At 54.8% G+C, this 21,527-nt stretch carries 18 protein-coding genes; 16 read left to right on the plus strand and 2 right to left on the minus strand.

Annotated features, from left to right (window positions below; all coding sequences use genetic code 11):
- From VHE12_12495 to VHE12_12555, 13 genes are all read left to right on the plus strand, one after another.
- Positions 1 to 469 (plus strand): hypothetical protein (locus VHE12_12495; protein ID HVZ81599.1); only part of this gene is annotated, 469 nt, incomplete at its 5' end.
- A gap of 81 nt (positions 470 to 550) precedes the next feature.
- Positions 551 to 1,819 carry a hypothetical protein gene (locus VHE12_12500; protein HVZ81600.1) on the plus strand — a complete coding sequence of 423 codons (1,269 nt, stop codon included), beginning with the start codon at positions 551 to 553 and terminating at the stop codon, positions 1,817 to 1,819.
- A 308-nt stretch (positions 1,820 to 2,127) separates the two neighbouring features.
- The gene (locus VHE12_12505; protein ID HVZ81601.1) at positions 2,128 to 3,324 is read left to right on the plus strand and encodes a DNA cytosine methyltransferase; all 1,197 of its coding nucleotides are present in this window, start codon (positions 2,128 to 2,130) and stop codon (positions 3,322 to 3,324) included.
- Entirely contained in the window at positions 3,321 to 3,935 is a 615-nt protein-coding gene (locus tag VHE12_12510; protein ID HVZ81602.1) for an Eco29kI family restriction endonuclease, read from the plus strand. The genes VHE12_12505 and VHE12_12510 overlap by 4 nt, the downstream gene beginning before the upstream one ends.
- Positions 3,936 to 5,246: 1,311 nt before the next feature.
- Entirely contained in the window at positions 5,247 to 5,753 is a 507-nt protein-coding gene (locus tag VHE12_12515) for a Holliday junction resolvase-like protein (GenBank protein ID HVZ81603.1), read from the plus strand.
- A complete protein-coding gene (locus tag VHE12_12520; GenBank protein HVZ81604.1) occupies positions 5,750 to 6,262 on the plus strand; it encodes a Holliday junction resolvase-like protein in 513 nt (170 codons plus the stop codon). Before VHE12_12515 ends, VHE12_12520 begins: the two co-directional genes overlap by 4 nt.
- 18 nt (positions 6,263 to 6,280) lie before the next feature.
- Positions 6,281 to 6,595: a hypothetical protein gene (locus tag VHE12_12525; protein ID HVZ81605.1), complete on the plus strand. Its 315-nt coding sequence runs from the start codon at positions 6,281 to 6,283 to the stop codon at positions 6,593 to 6,595.
- A gap of 45 nt (positions 6,596 to 6,640) precedes the next feature.
- Positions 6,641 to 8,821, plus strand: a complete 2,181-nt coding sequence (locus VHE12_12530; protein HVZ81606.1) for a phage infection protein — start codon at positions 6,641 to 6,643, stop codon at positions 8,819 to 8,821.
- Positions 8,822 to 9,097: 276 nt separating this feature from the next.
- Entirely contained in the window at positions 9,098 to 10,891 is a 1,794-nt protein-coding gene (locus VHE12_12535; protein ID HVZ81607.1) for an ABC transporter ATP-binding protein, read from the plus strand.
- A gap of 304 nt (positions 10,892 to 11,195) precedes the next feature.
- A complete protein-coding gene (locus VHE12_12540; protein ID HVZ81608.1) occupies positions 11,196 to 11,459 on the plus strand; it encodes a BON domain-containing protein in 264 nt (87 codons plus the stop codon).
- Positions 11,460 to 11,539: 80 nt separating this feature from the next.
- Positions 11,540 to 11,779, plus strand: a complete 240-nt coding sequence (locus VHE12_12545) for a type II toxin-antitoxin system Phd/YefM family antitoxin (protein ID HVZ81609.1) — start codon at positions 11,540 to 11,542, stop codon at positions 11,777 to 11,779.
- Positions 11,769 to 12,146, plus strand: a complete 378-nt coding sequence (locus VHE12_12550; GenBank protein HVZ81610.1) for a type II toxin-antitoxin system VapC family toxin — start codon at positions 11,769 to 11,771, stop codon at positions 12,144 to 12,146. Before VHE12_12545 ends, VHE12_12550 begins: the two co-directional genes overlap by 11 nt.
- Before the next feature lie 145 nt (positions 12,147 to 12,291).
- Positions 12,292 to 13,539 carry a hypothetical protein gene (locus VHE12_12555; protein ID HVZ81611.1) on the plus strand — a complete coding sequence of 416 codons (1,248 nt, stop codon included), beginning with the start codon at positions 12,292 to 12,294 and terminating at the stop codon, positions 13,537 to 13,539.
- Between the two features lie 166 nt (positions 13,540 to 13,705).
- Here the strand turns inward: VHE12_12555 and VHE12_12560 are convergent, their stop codons facing one another.
- Positions 13,706 to 14,794 carry an LptF/LptG family permease gene (locus tag VHE12_12560; GenBank protein ID HVZ81612.1) on the minus strand — a complete coding sequence of 363 codons (1,089 nt, stop codon included), beginning with the start codon at positions 14,792 to 14,794 and terminating at the stop codon, positions 13,706 to 13,708.
- A 167-nt stretch (positions 14,795 to 14,961) separates the two neighbouring features.
- Between VHE12_12560 and VHE12_12565 the strand changes: the two genes are divergently transcribed.
- Positions 14,962 to 15,879 (plus strand): branched-chain amino acid transaminase, encoded by a 918-nt coding sequence (locus VHE12_12565; GenBank protein ID HVZ81613.1) that lies wholly within the window; start codon positions 14,962 to 14,964, stop codon positions 15,877 to 15,879.
- Positions 15,880 to 16,002: 123 nt separating this feature from the next.
- A complete protein-coding gene (locus VHE12_12570; protein ID HVZ81614.1) occupies positions 16,003 to 17,061 on the plus strand; it encodes a glycosyltransferase family 9 protein in 1,059 nt (352 codons plus the stop codon).
- Here the strand turns inward: VHE12_12570 and VHE12_12575 are convergent.
- A complete protein-coding gene (locus VHE12_12575) occupies positions 17,044 to 19,047 on the minus strand; it encodes a YfhO family protein (GenBank protein ID HVZ81615.1) in 2,004 nt (667 codons plus the stop codon). The two genes, VHE12_12570 and VHE12_12575, sit on opposite strands and share 18 nt — an antisense overlap.
- 281 nt (positions 19,048 to 19,328) lie before the next feature.
- On the opposite strand from VHE12_12575, the gene VHE12_12580 reads away from it, so the two are divergent.
- Positions 19,329 to 21,527 (plus strand): hypothetical protein (locus VHE12_12580; protein HVZ81616.1); only part of this gene is annotated, 2,199 nt, incomplete at its 3' end.

The following is a 21,527-nucleotide window of genomic DNA, read 5'->3' on the forward strand; positions in this document are numbered from 1 at the left end:
CGGCGCCATGTGGTCCGACGACCTGGCCTATTTCAAAGGCCTTTTGACGGCGGACTATTACCCCACCTTCCAAAAGCAATTCTTCCCCTCGGCCCAACAGACCCAGATGCAGATCAAGCAGGAATACCAGCTCTATTCCAAGGGCCAGCCGCCGAAAGCGACAGGGGGAGCGGGGAATACCGTCCTTTACCGGGTCCAAGGCGAGGTCACCCTGCAAAGCCGGGCGTCGCGGGTCCCGAAGACCCTTTGGACCAAGCCGATGGCCCTGGAGATCTCGCTCCGGCACCTGGAGGGGTTGGGGTATCGGGTGGAGAAGGTGCGGGAGGTGGAGCCGAGCCAAAGCGTCGAAGGGTCGGCTGGCAATGGCGTGGACCCACTGAAGGCGGTCCAGGACGTGAGCGGCGGAGTGGCCAAGGTCGCGGGGGATGTGGAGAGTGTGGGTCAGGCAGGGAAGTTATTGGGTCTTTAGGTCGATCGAAACTTAAAATGAGTCCAATTATTGATTGGTTTCTTGAATTTAAGTGTGGGTAGATTTTTTGAAAGGCGAGAAATGGCCTGGATTAAATATGGTTTGATGGAAAATGCGATTGATTCTCTAGATCATTGCGTCGCCCATCTTGTTGTGCCCAAAAATGTCTCTATTGCTGATTTGAAAAGAGGAATTTTAGATGCGGTCCATGTTATTGAATTATTGCTCAAAGAACGACTCCGGCGCGTTAATGAGGCGTTGATTTGGACGGATATAGATAAATACCCGCGACCCGATGCTTCAAAAGCCGGGCTGCAACTGACGGTCAAACGTCTTCAACAAATAGCTAAATTGGATTTCGAAGAAGATGACATCGGCGCAATAAACCTTGCCGCTGAAATTCGGAATAAATTTATCCACTATGAAATAGAGATGGATGATAAGGATTTGAAGGGTCTGCTTGGCAGGCTTTTAAAATTCATTTTTAAATTTTCGGAACTGCACCTGCAAAAAGATTTGAGCCAGCCATTTAAAAGAGAAAGGAAGTGGCCGAGCATTGTCGAACTAATAGCTTGCTGGCCGGAATATTCACATCGAATAGCAGGGGAGTTTCTTGAAGCTGGATTTCCACTTTGGTATCCGTCGCAAGAGGGAACTGTCTCTGATCAAATTGAGATGGGGATTAAAAAAATAAAAAACGCGCTTAAGGAGTCGTATTACGTTTCGAAGGAATTGAGAGTCGATAATTCGGATGGGGATCAGATAGGTTTTTTACAAGTTTTGTTAGATCTTCGTTTGAAAGGGAGAACGGATTTTCACGGGAGATCGCTCGAGGAATCGGGGTTCGGTTATGCGTTAGAAGATTCTTTTTTAAACGCGATTCTTCGATTGGTTAGTAACGATGGGGAGGAATTAGATAAAACTGTTTTAGATAGACCATTAGCAACGATTGAACAGGCGGCTATAAATGGAACTGGGCCAACAGTATTTTTGAAAATTGATTATTCAACCGGAGTCGGTTCATATAGCGGGCCAGTAACTTATCTGACGCAAGCCTTCACTGGGAAGATAGTCTGGGTTTTGGCAAAAAAAATTGAAACTGGGAAGTATTTCGAAATTTCGATGATGAAGTCTTTGAAAACGGATTGGACAATCAAGGATAGATCCACGATCCTAAAAATCGCATGTCGCCCAACTTGGAATGAAGGCAAAAAGGATATTGAATTTATTACGACTTTTACCCGTTTTTCGTATGAGGGGTCAGGCTGGTTAGAACGCTCAATTTCCGTGGAGAAGTTTTGGGAAGCGGATGACGAAAATTACTTTTCTAATGAGCAAGATTTTCCATGAGGAGAAAGCGTTTGAAGTGGTTCACCTGATGAAGAGAAAAGATGGCGATGGAAGCGAGAGACTCAAGCTAATTGCATTGATAAACCGATGATGAAGCCGCAAAAGTATTTGGGTTTCTTAAGAAGACCCAAAGTCTAATAGGTTTTGGGGCCAGGGGGAGGTGCAAAGTGTTAAATACCCGCTTGGCCCAGGTTGCATCAAAGGTGGTCAATCCGAAGAATACGCCCGTATACTTTTCCGTGGTTCGCCCATATCTTTTAAAGTAAAATGCGTTAAATTAAGCGGTGGATTACTCACTTGGGGGAATGATGAAAGCAATAGAGCTTTTCGCGGGAGCCGGTGGCCTGGGCATGGGTGTATCCAAGGCGGGTTTCGACCATGAATTGATCGTGGAATGGAACCAGGATGCTTGCGATACCGTCCGTGAGAACCAAGAGCAGGGCGTTAAGCCCGTGGCTGAATGGCCGGAAGTCTCCCAAAAGGATGTCCGTGGAGTGGACTTCGCCCGCTACCGGGGCAAGCTCGACTTAGTGGCGGGCGGTCCCCCTTGCCAACCCTTCTCCCTGGGTGGGAAACACAACGGACCGACAGATAGCCGGGATATGTTCCCGGAGGCGGTTAGGGCCGTCCTCCAAGCCGCTCCCCGCGCCTTCATCTTTGAGAATGTCCGGGGCCTCCTAAGGCCCTCCTTCGGCAACTACTTCGGTTATATCTTCCTCCAGCTCACCTATCCCGAGATCTTAAAAAGGAATAATGAGAAATGGCAGGAGCACCATGCCCGCCTCGAGGAATACCACACGCGCGGCAAATGTAGTGGCCTTCATTACAATGTGGTTTTCCAGGTCTTGAACGCCGCCGATTATGGCGTCCCCCAAAAACGAGACCGGGTTTTCGTGGTCGGGTTCCGTAGCGACCTAGGTCTCGAGTGGTCCTTCCCCAAGCCGACTCATTCCCAAGAAGCCTTGATCTACTCCAAGTGGGTGTCAGGTGAGTATTGGAAGAACCACAAAATCCCGAAAGCCGACCGTCCAAAGGTTCCCCGAGGCCTCAAAACCACCGTGGCTAGAATGGAAGCAACTCTTTTTAAGCCGTCCCAAAAGCCTTGGCGGACCGTCCGGGACGCTATCGCGGACCTCCCCGAACCCTCCAAAGATGGGAAATTCCTGAATCACTACCCTACTAATTCGGCAAAAAAATACCCAGGCCATACGGGGAGTCCCCTCGATGAGCCGGCGAAAACCCTTAAGGCTGGCGATCATGGGGTCCCAGGTGGGGAGAATACCCTTGCTTATCCTAATGGCCGAATGCGGTATTTCACGGTCCGCGAGGCCGCACGCCTCCAGACCTTCCCCGATAATTATCAGTTCACGGGCTCTTGGACCGAATCCATGCGGCAATTAGGGAATGCCGTTCCCGTTACCTTGGGTTACGTGGTTGCGAAAAGTGTTAAGGAAAAACTGGATGGCCTTGGGAAAAAGGTTGTCCCGATCGGGAAAACCGCTTGAGCGATGAAAAGACCTATAACCCCCTCGATAAGAGGAACCTGGGCGAGAGTGTTGAGAAGGCGTTATTAGAACGCCCGGCCCAATCCATGCCCATCAAAAAGATCTTCGAGGGTGCTGGGATTTACGCCATCTATTATTCCGGCGACTTCCCAGCCTATGCGCCTATAGCATCCAAGAACAAGGGAAAGGATCCTAAACAGCCCATCTATGTTGGAAAGGCCATTCCCTCCGGCGGCCGCAAGGGTGGACGGGGCCTCGAGGAAAGCGCGGGGAACGTTCTTTATAATCGCCTCAGCGAGCACGCCGAGAGCATTAAGCTTGTTAAGAGCTTAGATATTAAGGATTTCACCTGCCGTTACCTTGTGGTGGACGATATTTGGATTCCCCTGGGGGAAACCCTGCTTATCACCAAATTCAATCCCCTTTGGAACGCAATAGTCGAAGGTTTTGGGAATCATGATCCTGGGGCCGGGCGTTATGGGGGAATGCGGCCAAACTGGGACACCTTCCACCCGGGTCGAAAATGGGCCGCTAAATGCCAACCGGGCAAGAAAACAGAAAAACAAATCCTCAAGGACATTGAGGATTTCTTCCTGAAGGACAAGGAATGAAGGTGAATGCCTTTGTCATCAAGTATCAAAAACTATGTCGGCAGGAATTATAAAAAGCGTAGGCAAAAGGATAAGCTCTCCAAGCAACAACGCTCCAATCTGATGTCGAAGATCAGGTCCAAGAATAGCGGCTTAGAGAAGTCATTCCTTCGTCTCCTCAAAAAATCAACGTCCCGCAAATTCAAAACTCACGTCAAAGCCCTCCGCGGAACCCCCGACATTTTTTTCGAGAAAGAAAAGATTTGTGTTTTCCTGGATGGGGATTTCTGGCACGGTTGGCAATTCCCCCGGTGGAAACACCAAATGAAGAATAAATTTTGGAAGGATAAGATCGAGGGAAACCGCCGCCGAGACCGAAGAACACATATATACCTAAAAAGGGAGGGTTTGACGGTTTTTAGGTTTTGGGAACACGATGTCCGGAACAAGTCCTGCGAATTGATAAAGACAATTAAAGCTTCCTTATCGAGCTAGTCGGGAGAAGTAAATGCAGTATGCCCTTAAAGACAGACAACGGATTGAACCTTCCCCAAAGGGGAGGGCCCTATGCCCAATTTGCCAAACAGTCGTTATTGCTAAGTGTGGCACGCGCAGGATTCATCATTGGGCTCATGAAGGACTTAAGAATTGTGATTTTTGGAAAGAAAACGAAACCCAATGGCACCGCGATTGGAAAAGCAAGTTTCCAGCCGATTGGCGGGAACATGTCCAGCGTGACGAATCAGGCGAGAAACACGTCGCGGACGTCCGAACCACGCACGGCCTGGTGCTTGAGTTCCAACATTCTCCGATTGACCCTAATGAACGTGAAGCGCGAGAACGATTTCATAAGAATATGTTTTGGATTGTTGATGGCGCACATCGAAAAAGGGATTTCCCTCGTTTCCAAAAAGGATTTGGTGGTTTCATGCGCACGAACAAACAGGATTGGTTCTTCGTTCCTAATCCCGAAAAGTGCCTTCCGGCAGCCTGGATCAATTGCCCTGTGTCAGTTTTTTTTGACTTCCTAGGGATGGTGCCATCTGATCCACCGAATCAAATGCGGAATATTCTTTGGCAATTGCTTCCGGGTCGTAATGAAGGAAAAGCCGTGATCGTTGCGGTCTCTCGAACCCGGTTTGTGGAAACAATCCTAGCTGGTCCCCCGGCTCCGGCCCCTCCGCCTCCCACGAACCAGACTGTCTCTCAAAGAATGCCCTATGTTCGGGTCGATCAAAGAGCTTTAAATGAGCTTCTAAGGCTTTCTTCGCGTCCTAGATGGAATCCCCGGCGGCACCGATTGTAGATGTGAACTTGTAGAAAGGAGAGTTTATGAACCCCGCACAAAAAGAAGCGAATAAAGTTATTAAAAATTTAGAGTCCGGAGGTTTTTTTATCGATTGCCCTTGTTGCGGCGAATCAATGAATGCCAAAGAATCAAATTTGTTCTTCTTGGACGACTTCCCTCCCGCAGCAAAGACCATTTACGACCAAAAGGTTAAGGATCTCAAAGACCGAAAGGAACAACTAAAAAATAGGAAAATAGAGATCCCGCAAGTTTCACAATTGGTTTCTAGGGCCGTTAATGTCGGACACATTCTGGAAAGAATGGCTCCCGCCATGAAGGGTTTCCGTTTTGATCGGGAGGACTGTCGTTCCCTCTTTGATCCCATCGACTATGTCGTTTTCCAAGGAATGAGCAATAAGAAGAAAATTGAAAATATTTTCTTCATGGACATAAAGAGTGGTAACGCACGCCTCAATAATGTTCAAAGAGAAATCAAGGAAGCCGTAAGCTCCAATAATGTTAACTTTGACATTTACGAGGTGCCGGAATGAGATCGGATATTTTTAAATTCTTTTCATTGCAAAAAAGAATCTTTGGCGTTTGTCATAATTGCAACGAATTATTTCGGCTTAGCGATTCCGAAGTTTATGTCAAAGATAAGCCACAAAAAGATTGGATGGACGCCCTTGAATCAAAGGAAGAATCAATCAATGCGATGGAAGAAAGATTGAACGATAAGCAACAAGAAATGCGTCAGGCGGCCAGGAAAAAAGGCCGGGACTTGGCCCAGCAGACCATAAAAAAGATTGATTACATTTTTGCGCCTAAAAAAATTAGCGCCGATGACGCGAAAGTGCTTTTTCACCCAATCGATTACGTCATTTTTGATGGTCTTTCGAAACCCGAGAAGCCAGTAAAGAAGATTATCTTTTACGACAGAAAAGCAACAACTGATGGGCAAAAGAGGGTGCAAGAAAATTTGAATATAGTGATATCAAAGAAAAAATACGAATTTATAACCTTAAAAGTCAGTGACGATGGGACAATGAAAACACACTAAATATTTTTAGGAGGTTATATGGCCATGTATGACGATTTTATTAGAGCGATTAATGAAAAAAAGGTGGTCGAGGTTATGGTAGATACCGAGGAAAAAGGATTGATAAAGCGTAAGTGTGTCCCATTCGATTTCGGACCAAGTCGAAGAGGAAATGATCGTCGAGAAAAATTTCATTTTTATGATCTGGACAGTCCCGACGGAGCCCATAACCTTTCCATTACGCCCGAGAAACTAAGAGATTTAAAGGTAACACCCGAAACTTTCGAGCCCTGTGATTACGTCAAATGGGAACCAAATTGGTTTGTCCAAAGGGACTGGGGTGAATTTTCTTAAATGGGCCAGCCAATTTAAATAATTGGATCAATTGGAACAACAGTTATGAAACGGCTAAAAGCAAAGATGGTGTATTGCAACGGCATTAATAAATTGGAACAAGAATTTGATTTCACGGAAAAAAGAGCTGTTGCCATTTACGCCCCAAATGGAGTTATGAAAAGTTCGTTCGCCCAGACTTTCACTGATTTAACCCTAGGGATCGATTCGCAGGATCGCGTCTTCAAAACTATCAGACAATCGATTCGCGAAATCACCGATGAAAATGGCGTCGCAATAAGCAAAGAAGAAGTATTCGTAATTAAACCTTACGATCAATTCTTCAGTCACACAGAAAAGACTTCAACACTACTGATTAATAAAGAATTGAAAAAGGAATATGAAAAATATCTTTCCGCGACAGAAAGCGCAAAAGAAACGTTCATTTCAGCGCTCAAAAAAATATCTAAAACAAGAAGGGACATCGAAAACGAAATATCGATCACCTTTTCGAAAGAAAGCGGTAAATTTTTTGAGTCATTGATTCAAACCCAAAAGGACGTGACGGAGCTGGAGGAGGCTGTTTTTTCAAATTTGCACTACGATCAAATATTTGACGAAGCCATAATCAAATTTTTAAGTGAAGACGAAATCAAAAACAACATCGAAGACTACTCCAATAAACATGAAGAACTGTTAGAAAAATCCACTTACTTCAAAAAGAATTTCAATTATTACAATGCCGAGACCATAAGTAAAAATCTTGCATCAAACAATTTTTTCAAAGCAAATCACACTATTGTCCTTAACGCCGACAATCCTAAAATTATTCGAGATGAAACTGAATTAAGGAAATTAATCGAAGAAGAACAAAAAGCAATTCTCAATGACCCCGATCTAAAACGAAAATACGATAGGTTCAGTAAAAAGATAAACGTCAATAAAGATCTACGCGACTTTGGAAACTTCATTTCCGAAAACCGACAAGTTCTCCCACATTTGAAGGACCTTGTTAAATTCCGAGAAGATATATGGAAATCTTACTTCAAAACAACATTCAGCCTTTTTGTTACTGCGATTGAAACACACGAAGCCGTTTTAAAAAAGAAATTGGAGATTGAAAAGAAGGCGCTAGAAGATCGGACACAATGGCAAAGCGTTGTCGATATTTTTAATCGTCGGTTCCACGTTCCTTTTAATATCGAAGCGGCTAATAAAATTCAGGTCGCTTTAGAGAAAGAAAGTCTTCTTAAACTCACCTTTACATTCAAAGACGGCCAAAAAGAGATTCCCATTGACCAAAATCTTTTGCTCGAAATTTTGAGCCAGGGAGAAAAGAAAGCCCTTTACATTCTTAATATCATTTTCGAAATAGAAGTCCGCAAACTTACGGGACGACCCACCCTTTTTATTATTGATGACATCGCCGATTCGTTTGATTACAAAAATAAATATGCCATTATTGAATATCTCAAGGAACTACTAGACCACGATAATTTTTACCAAATAATCCTCACTCACAATTTTGACTTTTTCAGGACCGTAGCTGGACGCTATGTCGGTTTTAAAAATTGCTATTTCGCCTTCAGATCCGATGAGGAGATCTATTTAAAGAAGGCCGTAAGTCTCAATAATATTTTTGTCGATGTTTGGAAGAGAGAATTTTTTACCGATCAAAGAAAGCGAATAGCCTCCATTCCCTTCATTCGAAATATTATTCAATATACGGATGGTGACTCAGATGCAAATTATTTGAAATTAACTTCCCTATTACATCGCAAGAATGACTCGGACGAAATTAAGCAATCTGATTTAGATGACATTTTCAATCAAGTATTCAAACAACAAGGGATATCGTCCAATGGGGACAGAAAAGTTATAGATGTAATTCATTCGGAGGCCGCGAAATGTCTAGGTGCTGACGATGGGGTCAATTTCGAAAATAAAATTGTTTTGTCCATCGCGATTAGACTTATGGCCGAAGATTACATGAAAATCAAAATTAACGATCAAGAATTCTTATCCCGTATTAAAAATAGCAAAGGACAAACTTTTAAACTTTTCAAAGAATTTAAAAATCGTTTTGAAGGTTATCCTGCTGCTTTGCCCGCAATTGACGTGCTGGATCGCGTTATGTTAATGACTCCCGAAATAATTCACCTAAATTCCTTCATGTATGAACCTATTCTGGACATGTCGGATAAAAGCCTGAAGAGGTTGTATGTTGATGTCCGGGGACTCAAATAACCAAATGCCAACCTTAAAAACCCTGGAACTACTTAATGTTCTTGATTCCGAAAAAATTTAATCATTGCAAATTCAACTGGACCGTAAAAAAAGATGGGCTGACCTAAAGATTTCATTTTAAGCAAGCATATTCCTCCAATCCCTCAAGGAAGCAATCGCCGTCAATAACTCTTTCCACCTTGTTGCCCGCTGCGGCAAACGGATCGAAAGCCTAGCCTGCTGCTATAATCCCTCCTCCTGAATCTAGCTTCCCAATATGCTCAAAGGCCCTCCCCCTTGTCCGCCATCGAGGTCTCCGACAAAGAGATCATCAACTTCAAATACAACTTCCGGGTCTATTTCGGCTTCCTGAAAGCTTATAAGTGGGCCTGTTTCTGGTTGGTCCTGGTGCTCCTCTTCCTGAGCCTCCTCGACCTGGCCTTCAACTACTGCTACAAGCTCATCGTCGATCACTCCACCCACTACCTCGACCATAGCCTGACCGCCGAGGCTCTCCGATCCGCCCTGTTATGGGTCTTTGCCGGGCTTTTGGCCATTCCGGTGGGGAAGAGCTGGGGGCGTTGGTACTTCCTGGGCGGGCTCAACCGTCTCGAATCCAGCCTCATCGCCGACATCAAACGCCACTTCTTCAACCACCTGCTGACCCTTTCCCATGGGTTCCACAGTTCCCACAAGACGGGCTCCCTCATTTCCCGCCTGGCCCGGGCCTCGGGAGCGGTGGAGACCATGACCGACGGCATTTTTTTCCAATACGTCCCCATCTTCTTCCAGATGACCCTTTTCAACGCCTCCATCCTCTATTTCGACCGCTCCATCGGGCTGGTGGTCATCGGGACGGTGGCGGTCTATATCGCCTTTTCGCTCATCGTGACCCGGCGGAACCAGAGCGCCAACGCCCTCTATAACAACATGTCGGACATCGAAAAGGCCAACATCAGCGACGTCTTCACCAATATCGAATCCATCAAGTATTTCGCCAAGGAAGGGGACGTGCAGGCACGGTTCCATGCCTTGAGCGAGAAGACCCGGGAGCTTCAACTGGGTTTCTGGGACCTCTTCAAGTGGCTGGAAGGGGGGCAGATCCTGATCGTGGGGGCGGGCACCTTCGCCCTCATTTACCTATCGGTTGAGAGCATGGTGGCGGGGACCCTGGCCATCGGCACCTTCGTTTTCATCTTCGCCACCTTCATCAACATCCTCCAGCCCCTTTTCCAGTTCATCATGGCCATCCGCAACATGTACCGGGCGCTGTCCGACTTCGAGGACCTTTTCCAATACGGCAAGTTGAAGAACGACATCCAGGACAAGCCCGGGGCCAAGGGCTTGAAGCTCACCCGGGGAGCCGTCGAATTCAAGGACGTGACCTTCACCTACCGCAAAAGGCCCATCCTGAACGGGTTCACCCTGAAGGTGCCGGCCCACCAGCGGGTGGCGGTGGTGGGGCCGTCGGGGGCGGGGAAGACCACCCTCATCCGCCTGCTGTACCGGCTTTATGACCTGGAGAGGGGGTCCATCCGGATCGACGGGGAGGATATCGCGGGGGTGACCCAGGCCTCGCTCCGGGAATCGCTCTCGATGGTGCCCCAAGAATGCATCCTCTTCGACGACAGCCTCTACAACAACATCGCCTTCTCGAACCCCAAGGCGGGGCGGAAGGAGGTCTTCGCGGCCATGCGTTTCGCCCAATTGGACAAGTTCATCGAGAGCCTGCCGAACAAAGAGAAGACCATCGTGGGGGAGAGGGGCGTGAAGCTGTCGGGCGGGGAAAAGCAGAGGGTTTCCATCGCCCGGGCCCTTTTGGCCGACAAGAAGATGCTGATCCTCGACGAGGCGACCTCGTCGCTGGATTCGGAGACCGAATTCGCCATTCAAAAGGCCCTGAAGGGCCTGATGAAGGGGCGCACCTGCATCCTCATCGCCCACCGGCTCTCGACCATCATGAGCGCGGACATCATCGTGGTGCTGGACAAGGGGAAGGTGGCCCAACTGGGGAACCACCGGGAACTGATCCAGAAGCCGGGGCTTTATCGGAAGCTGTGGAATCTGCAAAAGGGCGGGTATATCGATTAGTTGGATCGAGCGGTCGGAGGCAAAGGGGCCCGTGGTTCGCCCCAAGGTCGCTCACCCTCCGTCTTAACCCCGAGATGCCTCACGGTCAGCAGCGCCTCCACCCTCCGTCGTTCGGTCCCCCCTGTACACCCGCAAAGAAGAAACCCCTGAATATCCTCAGGAATGAGAGGAAAAAAGCCCGGAACTGCCCCGAACCCGCCCCAAGATGTCGCGGGTCATTCCTTATTCCGGGCCAAGGTCCTAGGTTAATGAAAGAAGCTCCTGGGGAAGGCCCCGGGAAATCGAGGGAAGGGGGACCAAAGCCATGAACGAACCTTATGAACAGACCCCACAGGATGTCCAACTGGCCAGCGAGATCAGCCGGCATCTCCAGAACCTGGGCGTCGGGGAACTGCATGTGTCGGTCAAGGGCGGCCACGCGACGATCTCCGGATCGGTGGATAATTTCTCCGATAAGCGCCGGGTCACCGGCGACGTCCAAGGTTTCGGCGGGATCCACGGGGTCACCAACCTGATCCGGGTCACCGGCGAATCCACCACGATGGTCGAGAGCGACTCCAACATTTAAGGGCCGCACCCTTGCGGGTGGGGCGTGTTTTGTGGCAGGTGCCTTGACAGATGGATATGTATAATTAAACTATACATATTATGAAAGCCTCCATCGTGGATCTGCGTTACAAAATGAAGGACGTCCTCAAGGCCCTGAATGCCCGGGAGCCGGTCTCCATCTATTATCACGGGAAGCTGAAGGGCACGATCGTTTCCCCCGGGGCCCTCCGGAAGTTCGACAGCAAAAAGCACCCTTTCTTCGGGATGCGTCAGGGTGAAAAAAAGAGCGTGGAACGGACGGTGAAGGAGCTTCGAAAGACCCGTTACCATGCTCTTTGACACGGATATCCTCATCTGGGTCCAGCGGGGGAACAGCAAGGCCGCCGATTGGGTGGACCATGCCCCTAGCCGTTCCATCTCGGTGCAAACCTACCTGGAGCTTCTTCAGGATTCAAAGAACAACACCCAGCTCAAAGAAACTAAAAAATACCTTTTCGCCGCCGGGTTCCAGGTGGTGCCTTTCAACGAAGGGATCAGCCACCGGGCCATGGTCTACCTGGAGGAATACGGTTTGAGCCATTCCATGGGCGCGGGCGACGCCTTGATCGCGGCCACGGCGGTCGAGAACGGCCTGGCCTTGGCGACCGGGAACGCCAAACATTTCCGGGCGATCCGCGACCTGGACCTGAAGATCTTCAAGCCTTAGGGCCATCGGACGGTCCGGTCCCCGTTCCCGAAAGGGAGCGTCCCCTTCCCATGCGGCTTGGCGTTATTACCGGGCGCCGGAGGCCCCGGTGAAGTTAGAATAAGGCCGCGTCGAACCCATCCCCTGGACCAAGAACGACCCAACGATGACGACCGATCAAAAGAACTGGCTGCCTTTCATCGCCCTTTGCCTCGTCCTGGGCGCGGCCCTGCGGCTTTCCTTCCCCGGCGACATCGAATACAAGGCCGATGAGCGCTACATGTTCGAGGCTTCCCAGGCGGTGGGGGTGACCGAGCCCTGGCCGGACCTGGGCATGGTCTCGGGCGGCGGCCTCAAGAACCCGGGCATGAGCATCTGGATCTTCGTGGGGCTGGCCCGCCTCACCCACGCCACCGACCCCGTCCAACTGGCCCGGGCCGTCCAACTGATGAACATCCTGGCGCTGGTCCTTTTGGCCTTCTTCGCCCTGCGGGTCGTCCCGCCCGGGGAGCGGGCCCCTTGGTGCTGGGCCACGGCCTTCGCGGCGGTCAGCCCGGCGGGGATCGTCCTTCAGCGGAAGATCTGGGCCCAATCCACCCTCCCGCTGCTTTGCGTCCTCCTCTGGATGGCCTGGTATCACCGCAAGACCCGCCCCGGCGCCTTCTTCTGGGGCCTGATCGCCCTTTGCATCGCCCAGATCCACATGTCGGGCTTCTATCTGGCGGCGGGACTTTTCCTTTGGACCTTCTACCGGGACCGGCCGGTCCATTCGGACCGCGCCCAATGGGGCTGGTGGCTGGCCGGTTCCCTGGCGGGGGCGATCCCCATGCTTCCCTGGGTGAAGTACGTCCTTTCCAACGCCGGGCAAAGTTCGGGGACCTTCAAACTTTTCTGGATCCTCTATCCCAAGTATTGGATCTATTGGCTGTTGGACGCCTTGGGCCCGGGACTGAGCCATAGCCTGGGCAACGGAGCGGGACTGCTGGACTTTCTCCGTTACCCCCTGATCGGGGAAGTGCCGACTTATGGGGCCGGCCTGATCCATCTCTTGATGCTCCTGGGAGGTCTCCGGCTGTTGTACCTGGCCAAGAAGCAGGGCGGCGCGAAGTTCTTCCGCATGCCGGAGGGAAGTGCGACCGGGCCCCTGGTCGAGGCCCTGCTCCTGGGCGTGGGGGGGCTGATGACCCTTTCCTGTTTCCGGATCTTCCAGCACTACCTGATCATGACCTTCCCGCTGGAATGGGTCTGGCTGGCCTGGGTGGGGACGCGGGCGCCGAAGGTGGGCCCGCGCTACCTGGCCCTGCTCTGGTGTTTGCAGTTACTGCTCATCCTGGTTTTCTTGGGGTATATCCACGTGAACCACGGGGTCCCGCAAGGGGACTACGGGACGGCCTATCAGTACCAAACCCCGTAGAGGCCGTGAACCACGAAGGACACTCAACCTTAGAGGCGGCACCGCGAAGGGGCGAAGGAGCGAAGGGCGCGAAAAAGGCAAGATTCCCGGTTGGAAAAGCAAAACCCCTTCAACACCAAGAACACCTAAACCTTAGAGGCGTTGCACCGCGAAGGGGGAAGGGTTCTTATCGGTTCTTTCGGACCATCAGGAAAAGCCCCAGCGAACCAAAAAGGAAGTCCGCGCCCCAGGCGCCCAGGACCGGCGGGATGGAGCCGGTCTCCCCCAAGTGCTCGCCGATCTGCATCCCCCCGATATAAAGGAAGGCCACCAGGGCCGAGATGCCGAACCCCGCCAGGATGCCCGTGTACTTGCGGGCGTTCCAGCCCCAGGGGATGCCCAGCAGCATCATGACCACGCAACCGAAGGGCGTGGCCAGTTTCTGGTAGAAGATCACCAGTTCCTTGTGCCGGTCGGCCCCGTTGCGTTCCAACTGTTTCAGGTAGGCCGCCAGGGCCAGCAGGTTCAATTGGTGGGGGTCCTTCTGCTCCAACAGCAGGTCGGCGGGCTTTTCGGGGATGGGCAGGACGGCCCGGTCGATCCTTTCGGTGAGGGTCTCGTTGCCGGAGCCGTCGAAGGTCCGGTGGTAGCCGTCCTCCATGACCCATTGGCCGTCCTGATAGACGGCCTGGCGGCCGTCCAGGCGGGAGACCAGGTTCCCGTTCCCGTCGAAATCCAGGATCAGGAAATCCCGCATGGTGCGGGTGGCCCCGTCGAAGGAGCCGATGTGGTAGACGCCTCCCCCCGCCCCCGCCATGGAGAAGTCGCTCCGTTTCGAGAGGGTCCCATCCTCGGGGTGCTTGGAGATCTCCACCCAGACCGTGTGGTGCTTTTCCTGCTCGGCGCGCGGGACGATCCATTCGGAGAGGACCAGGCTGGAGAGGCAGAGGATGGCCCCGGCCAGGGTCAGGGGACCGACGATCCGGTAGATGTCCACGCCCCCGGAGCGCATGGCGATCAGTTCGTTGCCCCGGGCCAGCCCGCCCATGGAGAAGAGCACGCCCGCCAGGCAGGCGATGGGCACCATCTGGGACACGAAGCCGGGGATGTGGAAGAAGAAGTACTTGAGGGTCAGCCAGGGACCCGGATGGAACTCCAAGAGGAGGTGGATGTCGTTGAAGACCTGGACGATGAGGAAGATCAGGCTGAAGCCGCCCAGGGCCACCCAGAAGGGCCGGAAGAACTCGCGCAGGATGTAACGGGTCAGGACTTTCACCGTCGTCCCTTCGGCCGGGCGCCAGGGCCCGAGGATGGAGTCAGGGGGGATTGTCGCCAAAAGCCCCGCCGGGCGCCAGGGCTAAAACCGCCCTTCCTTTACCCTCTTTGTAACCCCCGGGCTTTCACCTATAATTGCCCGACTTTCAGCCCCGCGAGGAGAGACCCGTGTTCGGAAAAGGCAAGATCTGGTTCGACGGCAAGATGGTGGATTGGAAAAAAGCCAACATCCACGTGCTCTCCCATGTGATCCATTACGGCTCGAGCGTCTTCGAGGGCGTGCGCTGCTACCAGACCAAGCAGGGGCCGGCCATCTTCCGCCTGGAAGCCCACATCGACCGCCTCTACGACTCGGCCAAGATCTACCGCATGGACATCCCCTACACCAAGCGCCAGTTCATGGACGCGGTGGTCAAGACCGTCAAGATCAACAAGCTCAAGAGCTGCTACATCCGCCCCTTTTTCTTCCGCGGCTACGGCCCCATGGGCCTCTACCCCTTGAAGAACCCGGTGCAGGGCGCCATCGCGGCCTGGTCCTGGGGCTCCTACCTGGGCGAGGAATCGCTGGAAAAGGGCATCTCGGTGCGCATCTCCTCCTGGCAGAGGCCCGCGCCCAACACCTTCCCGACGCTGGCCAAGGCGGGCGGGAACTACCTGAATTCCCAATTGATGAAGATGGAGGCCGTGCAGGACGAGTTCGACGAGGCCATCGCGCTGGACCACTACGGCTACGTGTCGGAAGGCTCGGGCGAGAACGTGTTCATGGTCAAGAACGGGGTCATCTTCACGCCCCCCACCAGCTCGGCCATCCTGGCGGGCATCACCCGCCACACCATCTTCGTGCTGGCGCGGGAGCTGGGCATCGAGATCCGCCAGCAGGTGCTGCCCCGCGAAGGGCTCTACATCGCCGACGAGGTCTTCTTCTCGGGGACGGCGGCCGAACTGGTGCCCGTGTCCCGCATCGACAACATCGTCATCGGCAACGGCAAGCGCGGGCCGGTCACGGAGAAGATCCAGCGCGCCTTCTTCGACATCCTCAAGGGCGAGAGCCCCGACCGCTTCGACTGGCTCACCCCTGTCAAATAAGTAGGGCCCTATCAAGGCTCGGGAACAGGGATGGACAGCGATGAACGCCGATCAAGACCTTTGTTCGATCCGTTTAGTCCCTCCATCCCATTCATCCTTGTTCCGAGGTGATCCTTGGGCCTGGTGACCCACACGAACCCCCAAAAGATCCTGGTCATCCGCCTCAAGGGGATCGGGGACGTCATCCTTTCCACCCCGCTCCTACGCGCCTTGAAAAAGGCCTACCCCAAGGCCCAGGTCCATTTCCTCACCCGCGCCGCTTCCGCCCCCCTGCTCCAGCACGATCCCCTGGTTGAAAAGGTCTGGGTCCATCCGGAGAAGAAGGCGCCGCTCGGGGACCTTCTCCAATTCCTCTCGGACCTTCGCGCCGAAAAATTCGACTGGACCCTGGACCTGGCGGCCGAACCCCGCTCGGCCTGGCTGACCCTCCTTTCGGGGGCCCCCCTGCGGGCGGGCTTCGACATCCGGCTGCGCCGCTGGGCCTTCAACCACCGCATCCCGCCCCGCCGCTACGAAAGGCGCTATCAGGTGGAGGTGTTGCTCGACCTATTGAGGGGACTGGGGATCGAGGGGGACGGGATCGACACCCGCATCGCGCTGGGACCGGGGGACCTGGAATGGGCCCGTGGCCAGTGGGCCGGCGGGGAATTGGGCGCCCAGAGGAAAAAGATCGGCCTCAACCCCACCGGGACCTGGCCTTCCAAACGCTGGCCCGCCGACCATTGGCGCCGGTTGGCCTTGAAGATATATGAACGATGGAACGTCAAACCCGTCCTGGTGGGCGGGCCCGGCGACGGGGCCCTCTTGGACGAAGTGGCCTGGGGGATCGGGGACCAGGTGCTCCGGGTGCCCTCGACCGGGCTTCTCCAGGCGGCGGCCTTCCTTTCCCAAATGGACCTTTTGATCGGGAACGACGGGACCCCCCAGCACCTGGCCCAGGCCTTCGGGGTGCCCAGCCTCACCCTTTGCGGGCCTCACTGGGGCTTGAGCTGGGTCAAACCCCAGGACCCGCGCCATCTTTATCTTCAGCATTTCCTGGATTGCGGGCCCTGCGACTTGAACGTCTGCCCCCATCCCCGCCACGCCCAGGCCGGGGGGCATTACCAACAGGAATGCATGGTGCGCATCGGCCCCGATAAAGTTTTCGCGGCCGCCCAGGGACTCTTAGGGCTTCCTTCTTAATAGAAGGACCCGCGCCAAGAGCCAGGCCCCGCCCAAGAGCGACAGGAAGAGCCCGAGCCGGAACGAGGTGGGTTCGTAGGAGAGCCGCACTTCTTGGGCCCCGGCGGGCACTTCGATGGCCTGGAAGATGCCGTCCGCCCGCGCGATCCCCGTCCCCTTCCCATCCACCCAGGCCCGCCAACCCGGCAGGGCGTTCTGGGTCACGACCAGGAACCCCGCCGGATGGCCCTTTTCCAATTCGAGGACCCTGGCGTCGGGGGGTATGGGGCGGTCTTTTTCCATCCCCTCCGGCCTGTCCAAAAAGAGGGTCTGGCGGGGGTCCGACAGGCCCGCTGCGAAGCGGGTGAAGACGGTCTTGCGGTCGGCCTGGGCGATCTCGCCTGAGAAAAAGAAATGGTCCCCGAGGGAATGGGGGTTCTTCCAAAGGGTCCAATCCCCGTCTTTCATCACCTTTTGATAATGGGCCGGCAGGCGGTCGCTCGGCACATAGAGCAGGTCCACGCCCAGAAGATCCATCAAGCCGCCGCCCTTGTCCCCGGAAAAGACATATTGGAAATAAAAGGCCGCGTCCAGGGCGCCCCAGGAGGGCTGGGTGGAACCGTAGAAGGTGGCCAAGGGCAAGGAGACGAAGTAGTTGGAATTAGGGATGAAGCGCTTGAAGAGGGGTTTGTGGTCCGGGTCGGGCAGGGGCGTGTAGAGACCGGCGTGGTGGGCGGCGTCGGGGAGGACCAGGGCCCGGCCGGTCCCCAGGTTGGCTTGGAAGGGCGCGGCGGCCGTCGTGAGGATGGGATCGCCTGGAAGGAGGTTCCTCTCCAGGGGTTGGAGATGGACATAGACCAGAAGGTTGAGGACGCAAAGACCGCCGAGGACCCAGGCCCCTATCCCGGGTTTCGGGAAAAGGTCCTTCAGGACCAGGGCCAAGGAGGCCAGGAAGAAAAGATCGAAGAGCACCCAGCTCTTGGCGGGCTCCAGGAAGGCGGGGAAGGGAAGGTGAAGGGGCCCGAAGAAGAGACCGGGGAACCCCAACGACCAAAGCAGAACGGCCAGGGTGCCGAGCAGGAAGAAGCGGGTGGAGGCGCTGAGTTTTTTCACCCGGAAAGATCCGGCCAGGATCACGATCAAGGGAAGGATCCCCGAATAGAGATTGAAGTAGAAGAAGGTGGGGTCGGCCACGAAGTCCGGTCTTCCATCCCGGGCCAGGGCCGATGGGTCCCAGAGGGTCCGAAGGTTCTTCAGGGGCAGGAAAAAGTCCGGGTTGTCATGGACCGCCGGGAGACGGGCGGCCTGGGTGAAGAAATATTCGACCGAGGGGAGCCATTGGGCGCAGGTGAAGAGGAGGGAAAGCCCGAAGGCCGCCCCGGTCCTGAGCGCCAGACGCGGACCGCCCAGGAAGGCCGCGTAGGCCGACGCGCCCAGCAAGGTGTAAAGGATGATCTGGGGATATCCGGCGAAAATCTGGAGGGAGAGGAAAAGGGCGAGGGGCAGGAAGGACCCGCGGCGCTCCGACGCCAGGACATGGACGGCCCAAAAGACCCAGGGCATCCAGGCCAGGGTGTCCATGGAGGAATTGCTTCCCAGATGGTTGAAGGCGCATCCGTTCAAGAGGCCGACCCCGGCGGCGGTGAGGGCCCAGGGCAGGGGACAGGCCCAACGCCTCAGGAGGAAAAAAAGACCCAGGGAGAAGACCAGCAGATGGAGGAGGCCCGAAAGGTTCCAAAAACCCAATCCGAAGATCCGGAAGAGCCAGGTGCCCGGATAGAAGGTGCCGGTCTGCCAGGTGGCCAGCCAGGGAATGCCGAAGGCGGAGAGCGGGTTCCAGAGCGGGAGATGGCCGCCGCGAAGGGCGGTCAGCACCGACCAGCGGATCGGAAGGTTCCAGGTGTCGTTCTCGGGACAAGCGGTATGAAGGGAGGGGTGCAGGACCAGCGGGAAGTAACCTAATAGAAGGACCAGAAGAAGGCCGAGGAGGGGTGGGAGGGATCGCATGGGGTATTTTTTAGGCGTCATGGTCGCTGGCTATCTTAGTCGGGGCCCATGGAATGGCAAACTTGCCCGGGTCCGGACCATGGCCCGGAACGTAAAAAAACAGAGTATAATTTCGCGATAAAGCAGTAAAAACTGACAAAACCATGTCTTGCCTCATGTTTTTCCTTCGGAAATAGGCATAAAAACGCTTCTAAAAAAGGGTTTTAATCTTAAACCCTGGCAGGGAAAATGCAGTTCTTTTAAGGTATCCCGTACGGGGTTCATCCCATTTTAGGACCGACATGGCCCGTTTTCCGACATTGAATCGATTTAATGGAACCGCCAAGAACCTCTTGGCCGGTCTTTTCTTTTTGTCCGCGTCCGCCGCTTGGGCCAATCCCCAAAATCTCCAGATCCTCGGCATCTCCAATTCCAATCCCGCCCCCGGGTCGACGATGTATGTCACGGTCTCGGTCTGTGACGACACCGCCTGGGCCAACAACCGCATCGAGATCATGGCGGCCATCGTCAGCGGGTCGAATGTCACCAACATCGTCGCCTGCCCCGCCGCCTCGGAACATTTCGTGGTGGATTCCTCCATCCCAGGCGGCATCGCCTCCACGCCCGGGTCTTACCACAATGGAAGCGGGGCCCAGGGGGTCAAGGGGCCGCCGGTCTATCCCAGCTACACCAACAACGGCACTCCCGCCTGTCCGGCCGGTTCGGTCACCGCCGTCTGGCCCATCTATATCGACGGCTCGGTCCTCAACTCGGGCAATTACAGCCTCGTGGTCGGGGCCAAGGAGGACTACATCGATTGCGCGGGCGGCCTGGGCGGCGACGTTTCGGCCGGCATCAATTTCTCCGTCCCCCTGCCGCCCCCGGGCATCACCCTGCTCAAGTCCGCCGAGGGGAACTCGGCCGCCGTGGGCGATTACATCCTTTTCAAGGTCGACTACTCCTTCGTGAACACCAATAACTTCATGCTCCATGACCTGGTGCCCGCCAACACCACCCTGGTGGCGGTGAGCCCGGGCGGATCGCCCTCTTCGGGCGGACCGGGGACCAATGTCACCTGGGGCCTGGGGAACGCCGGCAACTATAAAACGGGCCAGGTCTGGATGCTGGTCCAGGTCACCTCGTCCCCCGCCAGCGGCCAGATCACCAACACGGCCACCGGCCAGTCCAACGAGGTGGCGACCCAGACCACGAACGTCGTGACGGTCAATACCACCGGCGGCTTCCAGATCAACAAGAGCGAATCGGCCACCTCCCTGAACCCGGGCCAGAACATCACCTATACCCTGGATTACGACATCAACGGCGAGAGCCTGCAGACCTACGACTATTACGACACCCAAAGTTGCGGCGGCTTCCCGGCCGGGGACGTCCCCTCGGGCTCCTACACCATCCTCCCGGAGAGCGGACAGAACGGGACCTGGACCGTCAGTTGCGGGGCCGGGAACGACCATTACATCACCGGGAACGGGAACAGCCGTTATCCCCAGTTGGTGCGGCCCGCGCCCGCCTCCCTTTGCACCTTCTCCACCTATATGGTGGAAGGAGACCTGATGGTGGACTCGAGCAACACCCCGAACCTGGACGCGGCCATGGTGATCCAGACCGATTGCGGCGGGGCCACCTCCAACAATTACATGGTGGTCTTTTCCACCGACGGTTACGTGGGCGGCAGCGGGGCGCCCGGCCATTTGGCCATCCAGAGGACCGCGGGCGGGACCCCGACCTGGCCGGCGGTGGGCACCCTTTCACCGTCGCCCAATTCCAACGAATGGTGGACGGTGAAGGCCCTCGTGACCCGGAACGGCGGCACGGTGAACATCCAGGTGAAGGCCTGGAAGCGGGGAACGACCGAACCGGCCGCCTGGACCATCAATTACACGGACGCCGCGGCCATCCCCTGCGGGGGGTGCAAGAGCGTGGGTTGGCAGACCAGCCAGGGCCTGGACTACTTCGACAACCTGAAGGTCTTCGCCCCGGACCCGGTGGTGAACGCCCGCATCTGGGACACGGTGCCCACCGGGGTCTCCTATGTCGGCGCCGGGACCGCCCCCAACAATCCCGCTCCCATGCTCCGGTGGGATTTCCCGGGCACCATCTACAACGCGACCGGTTCCATCACCTGGTGGGGTTCGGTGACCTGCACCGGTTCGCCCATCACCAACATCGCCGCGGTCCGTGACAACAATTCGGTGACCGTGACCTATTCCAACGCGGTGACGGCCAGCGTGGTCTGCGCCACCAACACCCCCACCAATACGCCCACCAACACCCCGACCCCCACGCCGACCTTTACCCCCACCAACACCCCGACCCGGACGCCCACTTTCACCCCGACCAACACGCCGACCCTGACCCCGACCAACACCCCCACCAATAGCCCGACGAATACGCCGACCCCGACCAATACCTATACGCCCACCAACACCCCGACCCCCACCCCCAGCCGGACGCCCACGAATACGCCGACCAATACCCCCACC

Source organism: bacterium (genome assembly GCA_035549195.1).
Lineage (GTDB): Bacteria > Oederibacteriota > Muellerivitia > Muellerivitales > Muellerivitaceae > DASZRK01.

What these genes read in the sequence shown, in the direction of transcription:
- VHE12_12500 (HVZ81600.1), top strand. Translation starts at nt 551, where the DNA reads ATGGCCTGGATTAAATATGGTTTGATGGAAAATGCGATTGATTCTCTA.
- VHE12_12530 (HVZ81606.1), top strand. Translation starts at nt 6,641, where the DNA reads ATGAAACGGCTAAAAGCAAAGATGGTGTATTGCAACGGCATTAATAAA.
- VHE12_12545 (HVZ81609.1), top strand. Translation starts at nt 11,540, where the DNA reads ATGAAAGCCTCCATCGTGGATCTGCGTTACAAAATGAAGGACGTCCTC.
- VHE12_12515 (HVZ81603.1), top strand. Translation starts at nt 5,247, where the DNA reads ATGAACCCCGCACAAAAAGAAGCGAATAAAGTTATTAAAAATTTAGAG.
- VHE12_12555 (HVZ81611.1), top strand. Translation starts at nt 12,292, where the DNA reads ATGACGACCGATCAAAAGAACTGGCTGCCTTTCATCGCCCTTTGCCTC.
- VHE12_12540 (HVZ81608.1), top strand. Translation starts at nt 11,196, where the DNA reads ATGAACGAACCTTATGAACAGACCCCACAGGATGTCCAACTGGCCAGC.
- VHE12_12575 (HVZ81615.1), bottom strand. Translation starts at nt 19,047, where the DNA reads ATGCGATCCCTCCCACCCCTCCTCGGCCTTCTTCTGGTCCTTCTATTA.
- VHE12_12550 (HVZ81610.1), top strand. Translation starts at nt 11,769, where the DNA reads ATGCTCTTTGACACGGATATCCTCATCTGGGTCCAGCGGGGGAACAGC.
- VHE12_12505 (HVZ81601.1), top strand. Translation starts at nt 2,128, where the DNA reads ATGAAAGCAATAGAGCTTTTCGCGGGAGCCGGTGGCCTGGGCATGGGT.
- VHE12_12525 (HVZ81605.1), top strand. Translation starts at nt 6,281, where the DNA reads ATGGCCATGTATGACGATTTTATTAGAGCGATTAATGAAAAAAAGGTG.
- VHE12_12520 (HVZ81604.1), top strand. Translation starts at nt 5,750, where the DNA reads ATGAGATCGGATATTTTTAAATTCTTTTCATTGCAAAAAAGAATCTTT.